The sequence below is a fragment of the Desulfitobacterium chlororespirans DSM 11544 genome (assembly GCF_900143285.1).
In the GTDB taxonomy this organism is placed as follows: domain Bacteria; phylum Bacillota; class Desulfitobacteriia; order Desulfitobacteriales; family Desulfitobacteriaceae; genus Desulfitobacterium; species Desulfitobacterium chlororespirans.
The window spans coordinates 547,287-571,561 of the sequence record NZ_FRDN01000003.1 but is presented as its reverse complement, the minus strand read 5'-3'; the positions used below and the strand labels follow the sequence as shown (position 1 = coordinate 571,561).

Annotated in this window: 19 protein-coding genes and 1 riboswitch; of the genes, 12 read left to right on the top strand and 7 right to left on the bottom strand. The window is 47.7% G+C overall.

Annotation, left to right across the window (positions count from 1 at the left end):
• The first annotated feature begins 132 nt into the window (after nucleotides 1–132).
• The 5 genes from BUA14_RS02540 (at nucleotide 133) to BUA14_RS02520 (ending at nucleotide 5,214) form a co-directional block, all read left to right on the top strand.
• A complete protein-coding gene (locus BUA14_RS02540) occupies nucleotides 133–948 on the top strand; it encodes a class I SAM-dependent methyltransferase (RefSeq protein WP_072771121.1) in 816 nt (271 codons plus the stop codon).
• Between the two features lie 713 nt (nucleotides 949–1,661).
• Nucleotides 1,662–2,783 (top strand): iron ABC transporter substrate-binding protein, encoded by a 1,122-nt coding sequence (locus BUA14_RS02535; RefSeq protein WP_072771120.1) that lies wholly within the window; start codon nucleotides 1,662–1,664, stop codon nucleotides 2,781–2,783.
• The gene (locus BUA14_RS02530; protein WP_084078328.1) at nucleotides 2,773–3,849 is read left to right on the top strand and encodes a FecCD family ABC transporter permease; all 1,077 of its coding nucleotides are present in this window, start codon (nucleotides 2,773–2,775) and stop codon (nucleotides 3,847–3,849) included. The genes BUA14_RS02535 and BUA14_RS02530 overlap by 11 nt, the downstream gene beginning before the upstream one ends.
• A gap of 2 nt (nucleotides 3,850–3,851) precedes the next feature.
• The gene (locus BUA14_RS02525; protein ID WP_072771118.1) at nucleotides 3,852–4,631 is read left to right on the top strand and encodes an ABC transporter ATP-binding protein; all 780 of its coding nucleotides are present in this window, start codon (nucleotides 3,852–3,854) and stop codon (nucleotides 4,629–4,631) included.
• A 58-nt stretch (nucleotides 4,632–4,689) separates the two neighbouring features.
• On the top strand, nucleotides 4,690–5,214 hold the full coding sequence (locus BUA14_RS02520; protein WP_072771204.1) for an FmdE family protein: 525 nt from the start codon (nucleotides 4,690–4,692) through the stop codon (nucleotides 5,212–5,214).
• A gap of 114 nt (nucleotides 5,215–5,328) precedes the next feature.
• On the opposite strand, the gene BUA14_RS02515 is transcribed toward BUA14_RS02520, so the two are convergent.
• Entirely contained in the window at nucleotides 5,329–5,526 is a 198-nt protein-coding gene (locus tag BUA14_RS02515; RefSeq protein ID WP_072771117.1) for a YjfB family protein, read from the bottom strand.
• A 301-nt stretch (nucleotides 5,527–5,827) separates the two neighbouring features.
• Here BUA14_RS02515 and BUA14_RS28395 point away from each other — a divergent pair, with 301 nt between their 5' ends.
• Together BUA14_RS28395 and BUA14_RS27770 are read left to right on the top strand one after the other, a co-directional pair.
• The gene (locus BUA14_RS28395) at nucleotides 5,828–5,971 is read left to right on the top strand and encodes a hypothetical protein (protein WP_242954525.1); all 144 of its coding nucleotides are present in this window, start codon (nucleotides 5,828–5,830) and stop codon (nucleotides 5,969–5,971) included.
• 163 nt (nucleotides 5,972–6,134) lie between these two features.
• Nucleotides 6,135–6,299 carry a hypothetical protein gene (locus BUA14_RS27770; protein WP_178371602.1) on the top strand — a complete coding sequence of 55 codons (165 nt, stop codon included), beginning with the start codon at nucleotides 6,135–6,137 and terminating at the stop codon, nucleotides 6,297–6,299.
• Nucleotides 6,300–6,374: 75 nt separating this feature from the next.
• Here the strand turns inward: BUA14_RS27770 and nrdG are convergent, their stop codons facing one another.
• From nrdG to BUA14_RS02490, 4 genes are all read right to left on the bottom strand, one after another.
• The gene (gene nrdG, locus BUA14_RS02505) at nucleotides 6,375–6,884 is read right to left on the bottom strand and encodes an anaerobic ribonucleoside-triphosphate reductase activating protein (protein ID WP_072771116.1); all 510 of its coding nucleotides are present in this window, start codon (nucleotides 6,882–6,884) and stop codon (nucleotides 6,375–6,377) included.
• Nucleotide 6,885: 1 nt separating this feature from the next.
• The gene (locus BUA14_RS02500; protein ID WP_072771115.1) at nucleotides 6,886–9,258 is read right to left on the bottom strand and encodes an anaerobic ribonucleoside triphosphate reductase; all 2,373 of its coding nucleotides are present in this window, start codon (nucleotides 9,256–9,258) and stop codon (nucleotides 6,886–6,888) included.
• A 321-nt stretch (nucleotides 9,259–9,579) separates the two neighbouring features.
• Nucleotides 9,580–9,764: riboswitch (cobalamin riboswitch) on the bottom strand.
• A gap of 210 nt (nucleotides 9,765–9,974) precedes the next feature.
• On the bottom strand, nucleotides 9,975–13,202 hold the full coding sequence (carB, locus tag BUA14_RS02495) for a carbamoyl-phosphate synthase large subunit (RefSeq protein WP_072771114.1): 3,228 nt from the start codon (nucleotides 13,200–13,202) through the stop codon (nucleotides 9,975–9,977).
• A 173-nt stretch (nucleotides 13,203–13,375) separates the two neighbouring features.
• Nucleotides 13,376–14,290 (bottom strand): hypothetical protein, encoded by a 915-nt coding sequence (locus tag BUA14_RS02490; protein WP_072771113.1) that lies wholly within the window; start codon nucleotides 14,288–14,290, stop codon nucleotides 13,376–13,378.
• A gap of 223 nt (nucleotides 14,291–14,513) precedes the next feature.
• On the opposite strand from BUA14_RS02490, the gene BUA14_RS02485 reads away from it, so the two are divergent.
• Complete coding sequence (locus tag BUA14_RS02485; RefSeq protein WP_072771112.1) at nucleotides 14,514–16,532, top strand: alkaline phosphatase family protein; 2,019 nt, start codon at nucleotides 14,514–14,516, stop codon at nucleotides 16,530–16,532.
• Between the two features lie 416 nt (nucleotides 16,533–16,948).
• Complete coding sequence (locus BUA14_RS02480; RefSeq protein WP_072771111.1) at nucleotides 16,949–18,421, top strand: SLC13 family permease; 1,473 nt, start codon at nucleotides 16,949–16,951, stop codon at nucleotides 18,419–18,421.
• A gap of 106 nt (nucleotides 18,422–18,527) precedes the next feature.
• Here the strand turns inward: BUA14_RS02480 and BUA14_RS02475 are convergent, their stop codons facing one another.
• The gene (locus tag BUA14_RS02475; RefSeq protein WP_207649522.1) at nucleotides 18,528–19,049 is read right to left on the bottom strand and encodes a Crp/Fnr family transcriptional regulator; all 522 of its coding nucleotides are present in this window, start codon (nucleotides 19,047–19,049) and stop codon (nucleotides 18,528–18,530) included.
• A gap of 5 nt (nucleotides 19,050–19,054) precedes the next feature.
• A complete protein-coding gene (locus BUA14_RS27765; RefSeq protein ID WP_178371601.1) occupies nucleotides 19,055–19,192 on the bottom strand; it encodes a hypothetical protein in 138 nt (45 codons plus the stop codon).
• 313 nt (nucleotides 19,193–19,505) lie between these two features.
• Here BUA14_RS27765 and BUA14_RS02470 point away from each other — a divergent pair, with 313 nt between their 5' ends.
• The 3 genes from BUA14_RS02470 (at nucleotide 19,506) to BUA14_RS02460 (ending at nucleotide 24,152) form a co-directional block, all read left to right on the top strand.
• On the top strand, nucleotides 19,506–20,894 hold the full coding sequence (locus BUA14_RS02470) for an FAD-binding oxidoreductase (RefSeq protein ID WP_072771109.1): 1,389 nt from the start codon (nucleotides 19,506–19,508) through the stop codon (nucleotides 20,892–20,894).
• A gap of 5 nt (nucleotides 20,895–20,899) precedes the next feature.
• Nucleotides 20,900–22,192 carry a (Fe-S)-binding protein gene (locus tag BUA14_RS02465; protein ID WP_072771108.1) on the top strand — a complete coding sequence of 431 codons (1,293 nt, stop codon included), beginning with the start codon at nucleotides 20,900–20,902 and terminating at the stop codon, nucleotides 22,190–22,192.
• Nucleotides 22,193–22,277: 85 nt separating this feature from the next.
• Nucleotides 22,278–24,152 (top strand): sigma 54-interacting transcriptional regulator, encoded by a 1,875-nt coding sequence (locus tag BUA14_RS02460; protein ID WP_072771107.1) that lies wholly within the window; start codon nucleotides 22,278–22,280, stop codon nucleotides 24,150–24,152.
• The last annotated feature ends 123 nt before the right edge of the window (nucleotides 24,153–24,275 follow it).

Sequence of the window (24,275 nt, the reverse complement as noted above, 5' to 3'; positions counted from 1 at the left end):
TTGCTCATTTTTTGGTCCCATTTGGGTCTGGGATCGATAAGATGGGTTTCTTTTCTAAACAGGCTTATTTCTTGAAAATAGGCTTAAGTGTATAGATAGAAGCTTGGTAAAACAATCAATAGGAGGTAAGGGATGGATAGTGAGCAAATTCGTGAAAAATGGAAACTAAGAAAACAAAACAAGCAGGCCAGTGTGGATATGTGGAACTCAATGGCCGGGAGCTTCGGGGAATTTGAACTGCCTGATTTTAAAGAGAATTCCTTCTTAAACCTGTTGGAAAAGAACAAGATGCTGAACCCGGAGAGCCTTGTCTTAGACGTTGGCTGTGGTGCGGGGAAATATTCCTTGGCCATAGCCGAGCGCTGCCAACATATCACCGGATTGGATTTATCTCCCCAAATGATTGAAATTGCCCAACAAAAAATGGTGGAATATCATATCGGCAATAGTGAGTTTTTCTGTGCAGACTGGCATCAACTGGACATCGAAGCTGCCGGGTATCAAAAAAAGTTTGATTTGGTCTTGGCCCGTATGACACCGGCCATCCAGAGTGCAGATACTTTTGAAAAGCTGACGGCGGCGTCCAAAGACTGGTGTGTGTTAGCCAAGCCAATTAAACGAAAAGACCCGGTGTCCGATGAGCTCAAAAAGCTGGTCGGTATCAGCGGACGCCGGGAGAGTGCTGATGAAGAAGTTTTGCTGGCCTTTGCACTGTTATGGGGACAGGGATATCTGCCCCGGCTGGAATATGAGCAGCAAACCTGGAAGATGGAAAAAACGATTGAAGAAGCCTATGGCTTGTATATCAACAGAGTGAAAACCTATCGGGAGATCACTCGGCCGGAAGAAGAAAAGCTTAAGGATTATATTAAATCACTGGCGCGGGATGGTTTTATCTATGAAGAGGTCGATACGACTATTGCCACCCTGTTTTGGCAGGTAGTGTAATTATCGCGCAAGTCCCAAGTTAGGAAAGAAAAAATAGAGTATAAGCATAAAGAATATAACATCTGCGTAGCCATCATTAGTCATGAGCTTAATTTGGCAATACGTTATTGTGACCGATTTATATTCCTTAACAATTTATCGGTTCAATATACCTCCTACTCTTGCTCATTTTTTGGTTCCTCGGATTTGGGAACGATAAAATGAGTTCTTTTATAAGCTCAGCCTGATTCAAGCTTAAAATATAAGTGAACTTTTAGTAAAAAACAATGCTAGAAAAGTAAAGCTATAGCAAACCTGGAGGGATAACAATACTAAGGAATATTAAGAATAGTATAAAAATATCCCCCTTGGGGGCTTGTAGGAGAAGGGAAGAATTGTTAATCTGTACATACCCTTTTAAAAGTGCTTAGCGAGATTATTCCAGTGAAGGTAAATCTTCATAGTATAACGAAGACCATGGAGGTCTGTTTACCCTAACTATAGGGCGGACGCTTCATGGTCTTTTTGCATTTCCTTGGTTGGTTAGATCCTTGAACAGCTGATATTGGATTCCCTTGGCAGGGTTCAATATACCTTCTCTTCCTTGCTCATTATTGATCTCTTTAGGTTAGAGCTCAATAGATGAGTTTCTTCTTAAATAATAAAGCTCAGCATACTTTTATCCAAAACATATATAAAAATATTTAAAAAAATAAAAAGGGGAGATTGACGTTATGAAGAAATGGTTGCTTTTTCTGATGATTCCTATGCTTATTCTGATAGGATGCACAAACCAGGTGTCTCAGAATTCCGATCAGACGGATGGCGAGAAAGAGAATGATACAGAGAAAAGCACACAGGTAATTACCGATATGATGGGAAGAGAGGTGGAAATACCGACCAAGATCGATTCCATCATTTGTACAGGTGCCGGTGCTCTGCGGCTGATCACTTATGCCCAGGCCGTGGATCTCGTGATTGGTATTGAAGATACCGACAAAAGCAGGGTGATAGGACGGCCTTATAACTATGTCTATCATGATCAGTTCAAAGACCTCCCCAGTATCGGCAAGGGAGGCGGCCGGGGTTATACCGCCTATGAAGAGCAGATAATCGCCCTGCAGCCGGATGTCATTTTCTGCAGTTATACCAGTGATGCCCTTGACCAGCTGGCCGCTAAAACAGGTATCCCTGTCGTATCGACAGCTATTCAGGGTAATTTGTTTGAAGAAAATACCGTTCAATCCCTAAAATTGATTGGTGAAATATTGGGGAAAGAAGAACGCTGTGCTGAGGTGATTACCTATCTGGACCAGTATGAGGCCGATCTCAGTGACCGCACTAAGGATATTCCGGAGGCAGACAAGCCGACGGTGTATGTCGGCGCTATATCCAATCAAGGGGGCCGGGGATTTGCCGGAACCTACGGCGGTTTGGGACCTCTTAAAGCCATCAATGTCAGTGGGGTGGCGGATGAGGTAGGGAAAAAAGAAGGCTTTGAAGTGGATTGGGAGCAGATTCAGGTCTGGGATCCCGACTATATCTTCCTTGACCCCGGCAATATAAATCTGGTCAATGAGGAATATAACAAGAAGCCCGATTATTTCAATTCTTTGCGTGCTGTGAAGGAAGGCAATGTCTATTCGATCATCAGCTTTAATAATTATACGACGAATATCGAGATGGCCATCGCCGATGCTTATTATGCAGGTAAGGTTCTGTTCCCCGGGAAGTTTGCCGATCTGGATATAGAGACTAAGACTGAGGAGATATTTAAAAACTTTTTGGGAAAGGGGATCTATTCCGAAATGAAGGAGGTCGGGTTGACCTTTGGAAAGATTACACTTGGTCAATAATGGGAGTGGGCTTCACTATCGGGAAGCTTACGGAAGGTATATGGCCGGAAAACGGTTTGTCATCCTGGTGCTGGTTGCCCTGCTGATCGGTGTAGCCCTGTTTTCGATTACAGCCGGTTCCGCCGGTCTGACTTTGGGAGAAGTTTTCAGGACATTTATAGGCACAGGTTCGGCTCAGGCCCAGGCCATCGTTTGGAACGTACGTCTGCCCCGCATCTTTACCGCCATCGTGGTGGGCGGGGCCTTGGCTTTGGCCGGCTGTGTCATGCAAAGTGTGCTGCGCAATCCCCTGGCCTCGTCATCAACCTTGGGCATCTCTCATGGGGCTGCCTTCGGGGCCGCCATTGCTATCGTTTATTTTAGCGCGGGCTCTCAGCATAATGCCGCAGGAAGCGGGGCAATCAGTATTACCAACCCCTATCTGGTCACAGGATGCGCTTTTATGGGGGGGATGATCTCCGTATTCGTTATTTTGCTCTTATCCCGGATCAAAACCGTTACCCCTGCCGCCATGGTCTTAGCCGGCGTCGCTCTTTCTTCTCTGTTTCGCGGGGGGGTTGCCTTGGTTCAATACTTTGCCGACGATGTGGCGTTGGCTTCGGTAGTCTATTGGACTTTTGGCGATCTTGGACGCACCAGCTGGCATGAAATTGGGCTGATCCTTATCATTCTTGGTCCGACTTTTGTCTATTTTATGTTTAACAGCTGGAGTTACAATGGGATACAAAGTGGAACGCAGACGGCGCGGAGTTTGGGGATCCATGTGGATCAGCTGATTATAGTCAGCATGGTGCTGGCTGCCCTGCTGGCAGCCAGTGCGGTATCATTCGTGGGCATCATTGATTTTGTGGGATTGGTGGCACCCCATATGGTCAGAAAGTTTGTGGGCAGCGATTACCGGTTTTTACTGCCGGCTTCCATGTTGGCCGGGGCTTGTATCCTGCTGTTAAGTGATCTTTGTTCCCGAACCATCATAGCACCTATCGTGCTGCCTATTGGTGCCATAACCTCATTTCTCGGTGCACCGCTGTTCATCTATCTCATATACAAGGGGGCGAAAAAATAAATATGCTGAAAGTTCAAGAGCTAAGCTTTCAATATAGCTCCCGCCTTGTCCTGAAAGATGTGCATTTCGAAGTTCCCTATGGACACTGTGTTGCTGTTCTGGGTAATAACGGTGCGGGCAAAAGCACCTTGATCAAATGCCTCAATAAAATATTGCCCCCACGCTCTGGGCAGGTTCTTCTGGATGAACGGGATTTGTGCAGCATGTCCCGCACCAATGTGGCGAAAGAGATGGCTTATGTAGCTCAACACAGTGAAACCTCCCGTTTTACAGTGTTTGATGCGGTGATGCTGGGACGCAAACCCTATATCAAGCTCAGCCCCTCTCAGGCGGATTATGAGATCGTTGAAAGCATGATGGAAAAGTTGGCCTTAACCCACATGGCTTTAGCTTATATCGATGAGCTTTCCGGAGGGGAACTGCAAAAAGTCATGCTGGCCCGGGCCTTGACCCAGCAGCCGAAAGTGCTGTTGCTGGATGAGCCGACCAGCAATCTGGATCTGAAAAATCAGCATGATATGCTTGGCTTGGTAGGACAGATTGCCAAGGAGGAAAACATCTGTGTTCTTATGGTCATTCATGATTTGAATCTTGCCCTCCGCTACTGTGACCGGTTTCTCTTTATTAAAGGCGGAGGAATTTATGCCTATGGCGACGAAGAAGTCATGAATGCCAGGATTATCAGTGAAGTGTACGGCATACCGGTGGCTATGGAATATTGTCATGGGACCAAAATGGTCGTGCCCTTCCCTGAGCAGGGTGTTAAGTCGAGTAAAGCATAATGTAAAGAGCATAATGAATTAATCATAAGGCATCAATTAAAGAGAGGATTGAGTGATTATGGATCAGCAATTATGGGAAAAAGCGGTGGCCTTTCATGGCCATGAGTGCCCGGGATTAGCGATTGGTTTCAGAGCATGTGAAGCAGTGCAGGAAAAAATGGGGTTGAAGTTTTCCCAGGATGAGGAAGTCGTCTGCGTGACGGAAAATGATGCCTGCGGAGCAGACGCCGTGCAGGTGATTACGGGATGCAGTTTTGGTAAAGGTAATCTTATCTATCGCGGCACCGGAAAGATGGCCTTCAGCTTCTTCAACAGAAACACTGGGGAAAGTGTGCGCATTCTTCAGAAGCCCTCGTCAGGGGAAATGAACCGTCAGGAACGTCAAAATTATATCCTGACCGCTCCCCTGGATGACCTTTTTGAGTTTAAAAAGCCTGGTTTTACCTTGCCTAAGCAGGCCCGGCTCTTTAAATCGGTGGTCTGTGAAATCTGTGGGGAAGGCGCGCCTGAGCATAAAATGAGGCTCCAGGAGGGGAAAAAAGTTTGTCTCGATTGTTTTGAGGATTATTCAAGGGGATATTGATCTTAATTCATTGATCTTAATTCCATAGACGAAAAAGGCCCCTTGCCGAGGAAAACGAGTTCCTCGGCAAGGGGCCTTCTTAGCTTATAGATAAGTGGGGTCAAAAAGATATCCCTATACTAATACGTCAAGTTTACTGCCAAGATGAGGATTAACAGATGACTCCATCTCACCGGACATCCCCGGTGTCATAGCCAAGAGAGAATTCGTCTGCTCTTGAGAAGCATTCATAACCATCTTCATGACAGAGAGTGAAGCTTGCTGTTTGAGCTGAACCTGATTGGAAACGACGGATAAAGCAGCTATATCCATGGGCGACCCTCCTCTGAATTTACTATAGCATAGTTTGGCGGTTTAACCAAACCTTTTCCAATGCGCACAAGGATTTGTCGATGTATATTGCTTGCAATTCACTTCAAACAAGCTATAATTAGGAATAGGTGGAAATTAAAAAGTCGCCGTGACCTGAAAGTGTTGACGCACTTCCAGGCACGAGCAGGTGGGATGAGCACCTACACGTAACAGTCCAGCTGTCCACGACGACATTCTTATTATACAACGCTGCCCGTTTCTGTACAAGCAGGATGCCTGTGCCACGGGTGAGGCGGGTATAGTGGGATGTTGGCAGGGAGCAGACTGTGCGGCTTCACGCAGCAGGAGATTCAGCCTATTCCTGACCCAGGCAGCGGAAAGGAACGGTTCGCATATCGGTTATGCGGACGGCTTTTCTGTTCACAACCGGTTTGTTTCCGGTTGAATGGGGTCGGGTGTTTGGGATTCAGCAGATAACGAAGCATAGCGCATGTGTAGGGTGAAAAAACCTCGCATGCGTTTTTTAATTTCCCCTATCAAAGCAGACGGCAGGACCGGGTTAAGACCCGGAGCCTTGCCGCTGCTTGGAATAGGGGGTATAGATCAGGATGACGGATTATGAAAAGATGTATTTTCAGCTTGCAGCCAAAGTTGCCGATGCCGTAGATATCCTTTTAAAAGCCCAGGAGCAGGGAGAAATGGAATTCATGGATGGTGAGCCTTCGCTCATCAAAGTCATTGCCTTTAAAGGTGAAAACGGTGATTCCGAGTAGGGAGAAGATGAAAAAAGACCTTGGCCAGAGAGCATATCACATCTCAACGGCAAAGGTCTTTTTTGTTTTGTGAATTTAAGACAAGGCCAGAACAACCTTCCTCTGTCTCAGACTTTCCTGCACATCGATAACCCGCTGGTTCTCCGAACCTCTGAAGGGTAAAAGGAGGTTCCTTTCAGCCAAGTGGAAAGGCCCGTCCACCAGGAGGTCCGTCTGTTCCAGCAAGCGAGCCCAGGCGGGGTTCTGTTCACTTGAGGCAGTGAGTTCTTCATAGGTATATCCTGAGTAAGTCATGACATGGAAGCCTTTCTGCCGGGCGGATTGTGCCAGCAAGGCAAAGCCGACCGCCTGGGCAAAGGGTTCCCCGCCGCTTAAGGTGATGCCGTCAAGGAGGGGATTCATGGCCAAACGCTGGAGAATTTCCGCGATGGCGACACTTTTTCCTCCTTCGTAAGCATGGGTCTCAGGATTATGGCAGCCGGGGCAGTGGTGGGGGCAGCCCTGGGCAAACACCACCAGGCGTATGCCCGGGCCATCCACAATGGACTCCTCGATGATTCCTGCGATCCGGATGCGGGGGTCCATCTTAAAGCAAACCTTTCTCGGCAAAGGAGAAGTCAAGGCAATTCAGGTGTTTAATCCGATCCCGGACTTCGGCTTTTTTGGCGTCGTTAAAGCGATCCAAGGTTCCCACCAGATAGCCTGTGATGCGGCGGATGCGCTCAAAGGGGGTGGAGCTTTCCTCGCGGCCGCAGCGAGGGCATTCGTTGCCGATGATTCCTGTATATCCGCAGACGGGATCCCGATCCACAGGATGATTGACGGCGCCGAAGCCGATGCCGGATTCTTTCATGCAACGGACAATTTTCTCAAAAGCCTCCAGATTTTGAGTGGGATCACCATCGACCTCCACATAAGTGATATGGCCGGCGTTGGTCAGCTCATGATAGGGAGCTTCAATCCTGATTTTGTGAAAGGCGCTGATGGGGAAACTGACGGGGATATGGAAGCTGTTGGTGTAGTATTCTTTGTCCGTGATACCGGGGATGCTGCCGAAAAGCTCCTGATCCATTTTGATGAAGCGACCGGAGAGGCCTTCGGCAGGAGTGGCTAAGAGAGAGAAATTCAGCCCGTATTCCCGTCCTGCTTCATCCATGCGTCGGCGCAGCTGTTGAACAATCTCCAGTCCCAGCTCCCGTGCCTCTTCCGATTCCCCGTGATGCTGCCCAGTTAAAACCATAAGGCATTCAGCCAGTCCGATAAAGCCCATGGAAAGGGTGCCGTGCTTCAGCACTTCGCGAATTTCATCATCCCAGCCCAGTTGGTCGGAATCCAGCCAGATCCCTTGTCCCATGAGAAAGGGAAAGTTCTTGACTTTTTTACGGGCTTGAATTTCAAAACGTTCCAGGAGCTGGTTGATAATCAGGTCGATTTTCTCATCCAGCATGGCGAAGAATTCAGTGCGGTTTTGGTGGCTTTTCAGGGCAAGACGGGGGAGGTTAATGGTGGTGAAGCTGAGATTTCCCCGTCCAAAGATGGTTTCCCGGGAAGTGTCATAAATATTGCCGATAACCCTGGTGCGGCAGCCCATGTAGGCAATCTCCGTCTCAGGCCTGCCCGGGACATAGTACTGCAGGTTAAAGGGAGCATCAATAAAGGAGAAGTTGGGGAAGAGTCTTTTGGCACTGACCCGGCAGGCCAGCTGGAATAAATCGTAGTTAGGATCACTGGGATTATAATTAATCCCTTCTTTCACTTTGAAGATATGGATAGGGAAGATAGGGGTCTCGCCATTGCCCAGACCTGCTTCTGTGGCCAGGAGCAGGTTTTTGACCACCATACGGCCTTCCGGGGTGGTGTCCGTGCCATAATTGAGGGAGCTGAAGGGAATTTGGGCTCCGGCACGGCTGTGCATGGTATTGAGGTTATGGACCAGGGCTTCCATAGCCTGATAAGTTTTTTTATCCGTCTCGGCGAGAGCTTTTTTGACAGCAAACTCTTGGGCTTTGCGGATGGTAGGCCTATCCAGATTAAGGTTAGGAAGGGTTAGAAGCAGTGCGGCTTCCTGTTCAAAATAGTCCGGATCAGGGGAAAGGGTGGGTGTAGGCCCGCCTTGGTTGACAAGGGCGATGAATACATCTTTGAGATGGGCTTCCAGCTCCTCCTGATCCACATCCTGATGGATTAAAAGCTCGCAGGCTTTAAGCAGGTTTTGCCTGTAAAGCTTAATATAGGTTTTGGCTACTCCCGGAGCCATACCGTAATCAAAATTAGGAATGCTTTGGCCGCCGTGTTGGTCGTTTTGGTTGGATTGGATAGCGATACAAGCCAAAGCGCTGTAGCTCTGGATATCGTTAGGTTCTCTTAAGAAGCCGTGGCCGGTCCCAAAGCCCTCTTTGAAAAGTTTTATAATATCGATCTGGCAGCAGGTGGTGGTGAGGGTGAGAAAATCCATATCATGGATGTGAATATCCCCTTCTTTGTGGGCTTTAGAGTGTTCGGGCTTTAGGACAAACATCTCATTAAACTGTTTAGCTCCTTCGGAGCCGTAGCGCAGCATGGTGCCCATGGCGGTATCTCCGTCAATGTTGGCATTTTCCCGCTTCATATCATTGTCTTTGGCTTCTTTAAAAGTCAGCTCCTCATAGACCTTCATAAGCCGGGTATCCATTTCCCGGACACGGGTCCGTTCCGCCCGATAGAGAATGAATTCTTTGGCTGTGCGGGCGTGGCCTCTTTCGATCAGGATCTTTTCCACAGCATCCTGAATTTCTTCCACAGAGGGGACTTTTTTATGTAGGTTAACCTCAAGGTAGTTGACCACTTCTTCAGCAAGAAGGAGAGAGGATTGATAGTCCTTGCCTCCCGTGGCACTGGCCGCCTTAAAGATAGCGTTGGCTATTTTTTCAATGTTAAAAGGAGCTTCCCGTCCGTCGCGCTTGCGAATCTTAGTAATCAAATAAAATCTCCCTCTTTTCTCCATTTTATTACTGGCGTCTATTCTGTTCTATTACCGGTGTCTATTCCGTTCCGATAAAGAAAACCCCGAAAGCACTGCTTTCGCACTTTGTTGCTTCGCCCGAAGACACTGTCGACCCACTTGTTTACTTTAAACGTATGTTTGCAAATAAGGCGAAGTCGCTGGTTGCACTTATGCTTAGAAAGTATACAGAGCAAGCTTATACTTTCTGACAGTGAAATAAAAACTTCCCGACAGAGATGTCGAGAAGCTAAAAACAACATGCCGTTAGCAGCCCAACATACTCTATCTTCCGTAGAGTTGGTGGTATACACATAGGCAGGTCTTCTGACTTAGGATCATCTATACTTCTTACCTTCCCGAAAACCTTTTCAGTGGTAATGCCAAGAAGCATATTCCCCTTACAGCGGCGGGACCGTGCCGGTCTCTAACCGGCTTCCCTTTTCAACTGTGGTTGTACAGTCACCTATGAGATTCCTTATTAATGAACTAGTCTCATTATACATCAAAATCTCGTTGAACACCATATATAGATGAAAATTTATAAAAAAACACTATATATAGGGGTGCGCAACCTAAAACCAGTTGAGCCAAGACTGATAAAATCATATCTTAAAAGCAAGGGGACTGTCAACGATCTAAATCACATTATCTAATTAAATGAGCCTTAAATAAGCAAAATTATATTACCTAAATTACATTATCTCACCATGATATTTCTGCAAGGATTTAACCACGGTCTTATTGGCAGCCGCCTCCTGAGACGCGGCAATTCCTTTGGCACTGGCTAAGGCGGCGGGGGTGGTGGTGATATAAGGGATCTTGTACTTAATGGCGGTTTTGCGGATGTAAGAATCATCTTTGAGACTGCGTTTGCCGATAGGAGTGTTAATGACCAATTGGATCTCGCCGTTCATGATACCATCGGGGATATTGGGACGGCCTTCCTCGATTTTGTGGATGAATTCGGCTTCAATGCCATGATCCTGAAGGAATTTCCGGGTCCCCTGAGTGGCCTTGATCTTAAAGCCCAGCTTGAGAAATTCCCGGGCGGTTTCGATTAACCCTGAAGAGCGGTCCTGTTCGGCAATACTCATAAGCACGGTTCCGCTGAAGGGCAGGGGGGAGTGGGTTGCTTCCTGGGCTTTGAAATAGGCCAGACCGAAGGAATCTGCCATGCCCAGAACCTCTCCGGTGGAACGCATTTCCGGGCCGAGGACGGGATCCACTTCAGGGAATTTGTCAAAGGGGAAGACCGCTTCTTTGACACCGTAATGGGTGATCTGAGCAGGCTTAAAGTTTGCTGCGATATCCGTCTTTTCCCCGGTGTAATCAGCCAGAATCAACTCCGTGGCCAGCTTGGCCATAGGGGTATTGCAGATTTTCGAGACCAGAGGTACGGTACGGGAAGCTCTGGGGTTGGCTTCCAGGACGTAGACCTTATCCTCAGCGATGGCGTACTGGATATTCATGAGTCCTACCACATGAAGTTCCTGGGCAATCCGCTGGGTATAATCGATAATGGTGCGCAAATGGTGATCGGCAATGGTCAGAGGGGGAATGACGCAGGCACTGTCTCCGGAATGGATCCCTGCCAGCTCGATGTGCTCCATGACGGCAGGAACGAAAGCATGGCTACCGTCCGAGACGGCGTCGGCCTCTGCTTCAATGGCATTTTCCAGAAACTTATCAATAAGAATGGGGCGTTCCGGAGTGATGTCCACGGCGGCGGCCACATACTCCCGCAATTGCTCTTCATCAAAGACAATCTCCATGCCCCGGCCCCCCAGGACATAGGAAGGACGAACCATGACGGGATAACCGATGGTCTCCGCCACGGCCCAAGCTTCCTCAAGGGTACTGGCCATACCTGCCTGGGGCATGGGGATAGCCAGCTTTTCCATCATTTTGCGGAACTGATCCCGGTCTTCGGCCTGGTCGATGACTTCCGGTACGGTACCAAGGATTCTTACCCCGGCCTCCTGGAGCTGGGCGGCGATATTCAGGGGTGTTTGACCTCCGAATTGAACGATGGCGCCGATGGGGCGTTCTTTTTCATAGATGCTTAAGACATCTTCCACAGTCAGGGGCTCGAAATAGAGCTTATCCGAGGTGTCATAATCAGTGGATACGGTCTCAGGGTTGCAGTTAATCATGATGGTTTCATAGCCCAGGTCCTTTAAGGCGAAAGCGGCATGAACACAGCAGTAGTCAAATTCGATGCCCTGGCCGATGCGGTTGGGGCCGCCGCCCAGGATGAGGACCTTTTCCTTCTGACTGGTGGTGACCTTGTCCGGGGCATTATAGGTGGAGTAATAATAGGCGGCGTTGTTAACTCCGCTTACAGGAACGGCATCCCAGGCCTGGGTCAACCCCAGTCCGAGGCGCTGCCGGCGGACTTCGGTTTCCGAGCTGGCTAAGAGCTGCGCCAGATAGCGGTCGGCAAAACCGTCCTTTTTGGCTTGAATCAGGAGTTCGGCGGGGAGTTCCCGGCCCTGATGCTTCAGGATCTTTTCTTCCAGGTCCACCAGTTCCTTCATCTGCTCAATAAACCAGGTCTTAACATAGGTGATGGCGGCAAGATCCGCCGGGTCAGCCCCTTGGCGGAGGGCCTCGTACATCATAAAATGCCGTTCACTGGTGGGGGTCTTCAACAGCTCCAGAAGCTCGGGAAGGGTCTTGGCATTAAAATCTTTGGCAAAGCCTAAGCCGTAACGGCCTATTTCCAGAGAGCGAATGGCTTTTTGGAAGGCCTCTTTATAGTTTTTGCCGATGCTCATGACTTCACCTACGGCCCGCATCTGGGTCCCCAGTTTGTCTTCCACACCCTTGAACTTTTCAAAGGCCCAGCGGGCGAACTTGATCACTACATAGTCACCCCAGGGAGTATATTTATCCAGGGTTCCTTCCCGCCAGTAGGGGATTTCATCCAGGGTCAGACCGGCGGCCAGCAGGGAAGAGATCAGGGCAATGGGGAACCCGGTGGCTTTGGAAGCCAGGGCGGAGGAGCGGGAGGTACGGGGGTTGATCTCGATGATCACCACCCGGTCTGTCTTGGGATCATGGGCGAATTGCACATTGGTTCCGCCGATGACTTCGATGGCTTCCACGATGGAGTAAGCGTACTTCTGAAGTCTCTTCTGAAGATCCTGAGAGATGGTCAGCATGGGAGCGCTGCAAAAGGAATCCCCGGTATGGACGCCAATGGCATCGATGTTTTCAATAAAGCAGACGGTGATCATTTGATTTTTGGAGTCCCGGACCACTTCCAGTTCCAGCTCTTCCCAGCCCAGGACGGATTCTTCGACAAGAACCTGCCCGATCATGCTGGCCGAGATGCCCCGGTTCACGATGGTTCTTAATTCCTCTACGTTGTAGACCAGGCCGCCTCCGGTGCCTCCCAAGGTATAGGCGGGGCGGATCACCACAGGATAGCCCAGCTCCTGGGCGATTCTCTCGGCTTCTTCCACGGTATAAGCGGGGCTGCTTTGGGGCATGTCAATACCCAGGCGTTCCATGGTTTCTTTGAAGGCGATGCGGTCTTCCCCACGCTCGATGGCATCCAGCTGTACCCCGATGACTTTCACGCCATAGTGATCGAGAACCCCTGCTTTGGCCAGCTCGGAACTCAGATTAAGCCCGGATTGTCCCCCTAAATTAGGCAGGAGGGCATCGGGGCGTTCTTTCTCGATGATCTCGGTGATTCTCTGGACATTGAGAGGCTCGATGTAGGTGGCGTCGGCGGTACCGGCGTCCGTCATAATGGTGGCGGGATTGGAGTTCACCAACACCACTTCATAACCCAGATTTTTGAGGGCTTTGCAGGCCTGGGTCCCTGAATAGTCAAATTCGGCAGCCTGCCCGATGACGATGGGGCCGGAACCGATGATCATTATCTTCTTAATATCTTCTCTCTTGGGCATCTTGATCAACCACTCCTTACTTTGTAGTGAGGGGAATACGCATAAAGGGTTTATATATTTATACATTGATATGCATAAATATAACATCTGGAAGATAAAAAATACAGTGTTTTTTTATTAAGATTCAGCTGCTTTTTCAGAAGGAGTGGAGATCGGGAAAGTCATGGTTTGCCCTATGGACAGCCCCACATATCAGAGTAAAAGCCGATGGCCCTGAGGGAGGATTCTGTTAAATGTGGAGTCGCTTGACTTAAGCATTTCTGAAAAGCCATCGTATTAATGGGGGAAGGGAGCCGCTTGAGTTCCTGGAGGGTTAACATATAATTCAAAGATAGGGTTTCTTTGAGAAGATTCCGGAAATGGTCATGCCTGCCTTTTATGGAGGGGCTGCTTGGTTCAGATAAGGCATAGCTTTGGGAAAAGACAGGTGAGACGATAAGCCGCTCTGTTTCTAATGAGAACTTCTTCTTTAATACATTAGGCAAGTAGGCGTTGCTGTAATAGGCCAAGGTATGATCGGGCAGAAAATAGCCAATACCCCATAGAGGTTGAAAGTCAAAGCGGTCAAGAGCCGGCAATCCGGTTGGGGGGGAATAGGGTATCCTTTGCAGAAGTTCAAGATAACCGGCTCTGTGCAAGCGCTTGGAGCAATAAGCAAAATTAACCAGGGCATAGTTGGCCTGGGAAAGACTCCGAGCTGTTTTAGGAGGGAAAGCTGTTAAGTATCTTTTTAGAATAGGTTCCGCAGAATTGTGGGATGCTGCCTCATTAAAATAAGTCAGGAAGGCAAAGTAGCTCTCAGGATAGTTTTGCTGAAGGATATCCTGCAATGGAGAGGCTGCTTGATTCTCCGGATGAATGGTCAAGGATTTTTGGGTGATGGTTGCGATGGGCGTGCAGATTACTTTTTCAGTCATTTTAGACAGCTGCAGCAAAAAAGCAGGGGCTTCGCTGGCAGCAGCATAATAGTGGACAGCGGCGTTTTCCAGATAAGCAAATCCAAAGAGAGTACCATCCTTTTCGTTTAATACGTTGTTCGCCATTTCGCCGACAAAGACATCGCGATTGGCATTATTGACAATAGACATAGCGCTCAGCTCCTATAAACAATAAGTAAGGAAAGGTTTAAACAGCTTCTGAGAAAGTTTTGGCAGCAGGAGGGGTTCTTGCTATAATTTTAAAACAAAAAAAGGCCGGGCAGGTAGTCGCCGCAACCTCCTTAAAATGAAAACTGAGTAGGATGTAATTAGGCCTTAAAAAATTTAAGGTGAGTCATGTTAAACCTATTTTAAAACTAAAGGAGGTAAAATTGTGAAAAGAAAGGCAATGTCAGACAAAATTTTAGTGTTAGGTCTGGATGGTATGGATCCAAGCCTGGCTCTGAAATTTGTCAACAAGGGCTCCATGCCGAATTTGAAAAAGCTTATGGAGCAAGGGGCTCAAAGAGCAGATCTGCGCATGCTGGGCGCCATGCCGACCATTACGCCTGCCCAATGGACGACATTGGCAACCGGGGCCTACCCGGAAACTCACGGAATCACAGACTTCTGGAATCAGAGTAAAGAAGATCTTTCCGAGATTGTTTATTCCTTGGATTCCGGCATGTGCCAGGCGGAACAACTTTGGAATTGTTTTGCAGAGGCCGGCAAGAAAACCCTTGTTTGGCACTGGCCGGGGTCAAGCTGGCCTCCGACTTCAGACAGCAAAAACTTATTTGTTGTGGACGGAGCCCAGCCGGCGGCTGTCAACATGAGTGTGGCTAATGTTGACGGTGAGAAAATGGTATTCGCTGCCAACAATGTGAACAAAGTCGGATATAAACCTTGCTCTACGGATGATACCGGGGCAGGGTGTGTGATTCAGGACTTGCCGGAAGAGGATAGTGCCGGAGGATCGTTTCTTCTTGAACGCCACAAGAAGAAAACGGTAAAAAATTTATTTATGAGTTTAGAAGAAGGGGCGGCCGGATTGGATAATCTCCCCTATGACAGAGTGGTAAGTCCGATCAAAGAGGCCGAAGGCTGGGCTCACGCTCCGGCAGGGGCCAAAGAATTTTATTTTGTAACCTCTAATGGGTTAGTGAGAAGACCGGCATTAATCTTGAAGAACGAATCCGGGGTCTATGACAGCATCGCCCTTTATCGCTCCAAAAAAGATGAGAACCCCTTCGCCTCCATGAAAGAAAAGGAATTTGCCTTTACGGTTGTGGATGATTGTAATGTCAATGGTGAGCAAATTCCCTGTGCAAGAAGCTACAAGCCTATGGAAATTGCTCCGGATGGTTCCCGGGTAAGAATGTGGATGAGCACAGCCTTTGATATTGCCAATGATGTAAGATGGTCGCCGAAATCCATGTATCAAGATGTTATCAGCAATGTCGGTTATGTTCCGCCCTTCTGCCAGCTTGGCGGTTCTAATTTTGAAAATTGCCGGGAGCTGTTAAATCCGGTCTGGGCCCACTATGTACAATGGCAGGCCGATGCCCTGAATTACCTGATTAAAGAGCAGGGCATCGAAGTCGTGTTCTCCCATATCCACTTTATTGATCATCAAGGGCATCAGTACTGGAATTATGCCCTGGAAAAAGAAGGGGTAGGGAACGAAGAAGGGTACCAGGGGCTGATCGAAAAAGTGTATCAGGATGCAGACCGTTATATCGGCGAGTTTATGTACCTGCTCGATGAGGATTGGACGATTTTCATCACCTCCGACCATGGGCTGCAAATCCATTACGAAGAGCTGCCCTTATTGGGAGACGGTATGGGCTGCAATATCAGGGTGATGCAGGAGCTGGGCTATACTGTCCTGAAGAAAGATGAGAACGGCCAGGAGTTAAGGGAAATCGACTGGGAGCAAACAAGAGCTGTGGCGACGAGAAGCAGTTATATTTGGGTTAATTTGAAAGGAAGAAATTCCACAGGAATAGTTGATCCAAAAGATAAACAAGCGCTTGAAGAAAAGATTATCGATGATTTATATAATTATAGGCATCCCAAATCGGGGAAAAGAGTCGTTGGCATTGCCTTGAGAAATAAAGATGCTCAGGTCCTGGGATTAAGCGGAGACGAAACAGGCGATATCGTTTATATGTGCAAGGAGGGCTGCTGCCGGGAGCATGGAGAAAGCATGTCCACCTATGACGGGTATTTCGATACTTCGATTTCCCCTATTTTTGTGGCGGCCGGTAAAGGGTTGAAAAAAGGCTTCACAACGACCCGGGTTATTCGTCAGGTTGATTTTGCTCCTACCCTGGCTATTTTGGGGGGAGTGAAGATCCCGGCTCACTGCGAAGGGGCGCCGGCTTATCAAATTTTAGCGGAAGAGCTGTAGAAGCAAAGAATCTGGAACTTTACTTGGAGCGGCTTGAAATATAGAAAAAGGCCGCCCGGAATAGAGATTTTGGGCGGCTTCTTGTGGCGTGTCCCGATGCGCTGCGCCGGACAATGGTAGGAAGAGGCAAGAAACTTTGCAATATAGGAAAGAAATAACTTTCATTAGTAGAGTGAAGGGAGTAGGTTGAATGCGCGTTAAATGTTAAATTCTAATCACGTGGGGTGCTGTTTATTCGGTTATCGTCAATTCAAAATAAAAAAATTATAGTCAGAGTTCCGGGCAATTGCCGGAAGGCTAACTATAAGAAAGTCATTGGAACTTAATTATACTACAAAAACCTTATTTGTGGAACCGCCTTGCCTTATGATCACTCACGCATTATGTTCATCACTTATCAAGGGGAGGAAAGTTAAATGGCAGTCAATGTCAATACTCCAAAGTTTAATAATGTTGCTTTAACTAAATATTATGTTCATATAGCAGTGTTCGCTTTTTTACTGTTTGGATTTTCTATTGTGGTGCCTCCGATTGAACCAATAACAGCAATGGGCATGAAAATTCTGGGAGTGTTTTTAGGGACGGTCTATGCTTGGCTGTTTATCGATGTTCTTTGGCCAAGCTTAATATCCATGGTTGTATTGGGGTTCACTGGTTATGCTAAAATTGGCCGTATATTTGCTGAAGGCTTCGGCAGTGATATTTTTCTGACCCTGTTCTTCATTTTTATTTTTGCAGCGTATCTTGAAGAAACAGGAATCAACAGATATTTCGCGACATGGCTGATTACACGCAAGTTTGTCGTCGGGAAGCCCTGGCGCCTGATTGCGATGATATTTGTAGCCGCATATCTGATAGCTACCGTTATGGGGGTTTATGCGGCAATTCTTGTATTATGGACGATTGTTTATAATATCGCAGAAACAGTAGGGTTGAAAAGGAAAGACCGCTTATTGGGATTTATTTTAGTGGGGATTGCCAACGTTGTCATGCTGGGTTGGGGAGTGTTTCCCTTTACACCCTTCCCGTTGCAGGGGCTGACGTTGCTGGCAAAATCAACGGGTGTGGATGTCAATCTTGGCGTCTATTTGCTGTATATGATTCCTATTTCAGTCATTACTTTGGTTGCGTACCTCTTGGGCGGAAAGTATATTTTTAAATTAGATACGAAGGCTCTGGAAAACTGTGACTATACTCTTAATCTAAAAATAGAGCCATTAACAAAGGAACAAAGAATTGCCATTCTTTTTACGATAGTTTTTGTATTGGCATTATTTGCGCCCCAAGTTGTCCCTAAGAGCACAGCCGTTGGCGCATTTCTTGCCCAATTACCGAATCCGGCGATAATTTCCATAATTTTGGTGGTGATCTGTCTAATAAAAAATAAAAGCAATGAGCATCTGACCAGCTTTCAGAGATTGGCAACAAGTGGTTCGAATTGGCGTATCCTGATTTTAATGGCCTGTACAGTTCCTTTAGGTAATGCATTGGAAATTAAAGAAGCGGGGTTGATGCAGGCGCTTACCAACTCCCTGGCTCCTATATTGAGCAATCTTTCTCCATTTGTATTTTATGCACTGAGCTTTCTCATCGCGATTGTTATTACTCAGTTTGTTCACAACGTTGTCTTGTTAACCATAATGACGCCGATTCTCACAACACTGGCGGTTTCCATTGGCGCTAATCCGGTGATTGTAACCATGGGCTTAATCTTAGCAATTATGGCAGCAATTGCCACTCCCGGCGCATCCAGCAGAGCAGCATTGGTATTTGGCAATACAGAATGGATTGCGACGAGGGATGCTTATATTTTTGGGATTTGGGCGGTAGTAAGCGGTTATCTTGTTGTTTTAGCATGTGGTATTCCTTGGGGGATGCTTTTATTTTAAAAGCGTTCAGCAAAGGTCCATAGTTGCTGTCAAAAATTAAGAGAGCGGACCCATTGAGGACGAGTAGCGCAATGGGTCCGCTCTTCTTAAGCTAAGGTTATACGAGTCAATCGGCTAAATTGATTAATTTTTCAAGGGTTTGGGGCTGCTTGATGATAATGAACTGTTTTTCTTTTTTTATGATCGCCATGTTCTCAAGTTCACTTAAGTACTTAATAATATTGGAACGATGAACACCGGTGATCGAAGCCATATCCATTCTTGTTAAAAAATTTTTGACAAGAATGCTCTGATCGGATTGAATTTGGCCATAGTTTTTTCCTAACTGGTGGATCAACTTATACACTCTCACCTTGCTTGTGCTTTTATGTTCTGTGAGCAAAATATTAATGCAATACTGGTATTTTTTGTATAATTGATCAAGAAAGAAATCCAGGTTGTCCTGATTAGAGCGGATAAAGCGAAAGAAAAATTCTTTTTTTATGAAGACAATTTCCGTCCTTTCTGTAGCAACCGCCTCCTGATAAAAAAGATCACGGAAACAGGAAATGACACAGCCTTGGTTAAGGAACCACATGAGCCTGTTCTCACCCTCTTCGTTGGATAAGCCTATTTTTAATCTTCCCACTTTAATCAGGCCCACATCGTATCCAAAGATTGCGGGAAAAACGGCTCGCCTTTCATAAGCAATGTTTGATGGATAGAGTTCTCCTTGAAATAATCCAAAATTGATGTGTTGGCTTGAATAAAGGGAGTGTTATCGGTGTTCATAACGATGCTCCTTTCGGAAATTATACTTGCAATAAAGGGGATAAATCTTTATTTGAAGATAACCATTCCGGAGCCCGATTGTTGAGGAGAACCCTGCAGAAAGAAGAGCTTGTTCATTAATCCACTATCTGATTATACCATCTATAGAGCAAGAAGTCTTATTTTTTAAACTATTTTTCAAAATAAGGCAAGAAATATTGAAACAGTAGTCTGGACTATAGTATGAGATTTTAGAGATGATAAAATTAAAATGGGAGTGATGAGCTTCCCGAGATTAAAACGAAAGCATTAAATTGACTTAAGGAGGATTCCAATGGAGCAGGCTCTGATTGAAAACCTAAAAAAGCTGGTGGGCGATGAGAATGTCATCCATAGATTTGAGGATCGTTTTTGTTATACCTACGATGCCTCCTTTGCTGAAATTGATCAAAAAAATATTCCGGGAGCCGTTGTCTTTCCGGAGACCACGGAACAAGTAGCAGCGGTGATGAAGTTTGCCTATGCGCATAAAATCACGGTGATCCCCCGGGGGGCCGGTTCCAATGTCAGCGGCGGAACCCTTGCCGTTGCGGATGGCTTGATCATGGTTTTAACTAAAATGGATAAGATCCTGGAGATCGATCGGGATAATCTGCTGGTGGTCGTTGAAACCGGTGTCAAAACCGGCCGGCTTCAGCAGGAGGTGGAAAAGATGGGGCTTTTTTACCCTCCCGATCCGGCCAGTCTGGCTTTTTCAACAATTGGCGGCAATGTGGCGGAAAGCGCCGGGGGACCCCGGGGTGTCAAGTATGGGACCACCAAAGATTATGTCCTGGGTATGGAGGTGGTGCTGCCCACCGGAGAAATCCTCAATACCGGCGGCCGGGTGATCAAAAACGTGACCGGATATAACCTGACCCAGCTCTTTACAGGCTCCGAGGGTACTTTAGGGATCATTACCAAGGTTATTTTGAAGTTAGTTCCTAAACCCGAGGGGAAGAAAACCCTGCTGGCCGTATTCAATGAGATCGAAGGGGCGGGGCAGGCTGTTTCGGGAATTATCGCCCAGGGCATTATTCCCACAACCATCGAGCTTTTAGATGATGTCTATATTAAAAATATTGAAGAATATGCCCATGTGGGCTTCCCGCTGGATGCCGGGGCGGTTCTGCTGATTGAGGTGGACGGTGACAAGGAAGTTTTGGACAAACAGGCCGGCAAGATTGAACGGGTCTGCCAAGCAGCCGGAGCCAGAGAAGTGAAAATCGCCCGCAATCAAGAGGAAGCGGAAGAGCTGTGGAAGGCGCGCCGGGCGGCCTTTGCCTCCTGTGCCCGCTTGAAGCCCACGATTATCGGCGAGGATGCCACAGTGCCCCGAAGCGCCATTCCGGCCATGATCGCCAAAATACGTGAAATTGCCCGCAAATACGAGGTGTTGATTGCCGTGGTGGGGCATGCGGGAGATGGCAATCTGCACGCAACCTTCCTTTGTGACGAAATGAATCAGGAGGAAATGGCCCGTGTTGAGAAGGCTATCGACGAAACGTTCTATGCGGCCTTGGAGCTGAAGGGAACCTTAAGCGGCGAGCATGGCATCGGCAGAGCGAAGGCCCCCTTTATCAAAATGCAGATCGGAGAAGAGGGTTACCGGGTCATGAAAAAAATAAAGCTGGCGCTGGATCCGGAGAATCTTCTCAATCCCGGCGTAATGTTTGGAGAGTGATGGCAATGTCTGAAGCATGGGATCAGTGGGAAAAAGAAGCGATTAAATGTACACGCTGCGGGTCCTGCCAGAATGTCTGCCCGGTTTTTGCCGAGCTCATTTCCGAGGCGACAGTGGCACGGGGCAAGGTGCGTCTGATCCGTACAGTGCTCAAGCAGGATATGGAGATGACGGATTCCTTTGCGGAGCTGATGTCCCAATGTCTGATGTGCAAGGCTTGCGTAGCCAATTGCCCCAGCGGGGTGCGGGTGGATAAATTAGTTGAGGCTGCCCGGACGGAGCTGGTCAGACGCCGGGGAATGCATCCCCTGAAAAAGTTTATTTTTCGTGTAGCGCTGAAGAATCGGGGGATATTCCATATCGGCTTAAGAAGCGGCTCTTTATTTCAGAAGCTCCTTTTCCGCCCGGGACCTCATGGGCAGGGAATGCTGCCCCGGCTGCCGATGGGCATAGATAGGAGAAGGATGATAAAGCCTATCGCCCCGGTCCCTCTGCGCGGGCAATTCCCGGAAAGGGCGGAGAGCAAGGGTTCCCGGGGAACAGTGGCATTTTTTACCGGCTGCATGATGAATTATTTTTATGTGGATGCCGGCCGGGCAGTGGTTGAGGTGCTGAACAAGCTGGGCTACCATGTCCTTATCCCCGCCAGACAGCATTGTTGCGGAACTCCGGCCCGCGTAAACGGGGATAAGGATACGGCGGTTGCTTTAGCCAAAGCCAATCTGGATGTTTTTGCCGATGTGGAGGCTGAGGCGGTGATTGTGGCCTGCGCTTCCTGCGGCTTGGCCTGGAAGGAAGAATTTGCGGAGCTGCTTGAGGATGATGCCCGCTATCAGGCTAAGGCTCAGAAGCTTATGACCAAAGTCAAGGATTTTAATGAATTTGTCGCGGGCCTTGACGGATGGGAACAGAACATCGGACAGATTGCAGCCAGGACGACCTATCATGATCCCTGCCATTTGGCACGGGGGCAGAAGATAAGGGAGCAGCCCCGCCGGATTATCCGGGCAATCTCAGGGGACTATTTTGCAGAATTGCCAGGAACAGAGCAATGCTGCGGTATGGCCGGGTCATACAGCCTCTATCATTACGATACCTCCAAAAAAATTAATGATAAAAAGATTGCGGATATTAAGGCCACCGGTGCGGAAATTATGCTCACCTCCTGCCCGGCGTGTCTGATGCAAATCGAAGACGGCTTGCAGCGCAATCAGCTGCAAGGAGTTCAATGTATGCATGTGGCCGAATTATTGAATAAGGCCCTTGCGGCGGATAATACCCGGCAGACGGAAGGTTAATGCGTTAAAACACAGTCCCCTCCATAGATTGCGGCAAAAAAAGGCGGTGCTATGATGAGGGGATTTTCCTTAGGAGGGTGGGCGCATGGAGCAAAAAATAGGAATTATAGCCAATAATAGGGAACTAAAACAGAGAATTGAAGAGCTTTACAGAGAGGATGTCCGTCAGGGGAGGATATTGATTGAGATCCTGGACTTTGAAAAAATTGAAGAGCAAGGCCGGCTTCTGGAAAAAAGGGGAGCCAAGGTGATTATCGCCAGAAGCGGCGGTTATCGCCATACTCTCGGCAAAGTCAGCGTTCCGGTAATTCAGTTTAAAATAAACACCCTGGATATCTTAGCCGCCATTAAGTCGGCGCAAAAGATCAGCCGCCATGTGGTGCTGGTCATTTCCGATTTAGAGTCCTTCGCTTACGAGGAGTGGCGGGAAATGATTCAGGCCAGAGTGACCATTGAAGAATTCGCTTCTCTGGAGGCTATTGAAGACAAGGTCTTTAAGTATGCTGCCGCCCCTGCGGAGGTGGTCATTGTGGGAGGCGGCATTCCTTGCCGGTTCGCCCGTAAATTCGGCTTGAAGTATGTTCCCATCAGCGCCGGCAAGGAATCGATCAACGAGATTATGACCTCGGCCTGGGAACTCGTTGATAATCTCTATGAACAAAAATACAAAAACGAAGTGCTGAAAAAAACCTTGGATGGAGTTCATGATGCGGTTTTGGCCGTCGATCAGGAAGGCCGGATTATCCATTGCAATGAAAAGGTGAAGGCCACGCTCAAAGGTGAGAGAAATCCGCTGATCGGGGAGCGGTTGGATCAGGTTTTTCCTGAGCTCGGCTTTATGGTCAAGGGTTCAGGCAATAAGGCGAATGAGATTATTAATCTGAACGGCCTTGTGATCACTGCCAATACCTCGCGTTTAGAAGTGGACGGTCAGGTCAGGGGAATGCTGTGTTCTTTTCAGGATATTACGAAGCTGCAGAACCTCGAAAAGAAAATACGCTATGAGCTCAATAAAAAGGGACTTAGGGCAAAGTATCATTTTGACGATCTTATTGCCTGGGATCCGGTGATGAAAGGGACGGTAGCCAAAGGGATCAAGATCGGGCTAACGGACGTTACGGTGATGATCTACGGGGAAAGCGGCACCGGCAAAGAGATGTTTGCCCAAAGCATGCATAATATCAGTGCCAGAAAGGACGAACCCTTTGTGGCCATTAACTGTGCGGCCATATCGGAAAGTCTGCTGGAGAGTGAGCTCTTCGGGTATGAGGAAGGCGCCTTTACCGGTGCCAGAAAAGGAGGTAAACCGGGATTATTTGAACTTGCTCATGGAGGAACCGTGTTCCTGGATGAGATCAATAGCGTCTCTCCGGCACTTCAGGCCAAGCTTTTGCGTGTCCTGGAGGAGAAAGAGCTGATGAGGATAGGTTCGGATTATGTGATTCCCTTGGATGTCCGCATTATCTCTGCGGCTAATGAGAGTTTGCTCATGAAGATGGAGGAGGGGAATTTCAGAAGGGATTTATTCTATCGGTTAAGTATTTTGGAACTGAAGATTCCTCCCCTGCGGGAAAGGGAGATGGATATTGTGCCGATTTTTAAGCATTATCTCTCGAATTTGGAGGGAGCCTCCGGTTTAATCATCGATGATGAATTGGCGGAGGCATTAAAAGCCTATACCTGGCCCGGCAATGTCCGGGAATTGCGGAACAATGCTCAACGTTATGCTATTTTTGGCGAACTGGATATAAATCCCGGACCTTGGCCCAAAAACACTGAGTTTTTGCAGGAAGGGTTTATTGATCTCAAAGAAATCAACCGCTATGTGGAAACAAAAGTGATTGATCTGCTTATGGAGAAGGGTTTAAGTAAAAATGAAATTGCGAAACGGCTAGGGATCAGCCGGGCTTCCTTATGGAACAAATCCAATAAACGTCTTAACAAGAAAGAGGACAGGTAAGAAGTCGATGTTCAAAAAACTAGATACTATGTCTAATTTTTTGAACGTATTTTTGGGGATACCTCATAGGGTTGGTGAGAAAGTGCAGGTTTTAGGCCTGTTTTTTTTGATTCTCTTTTTGGC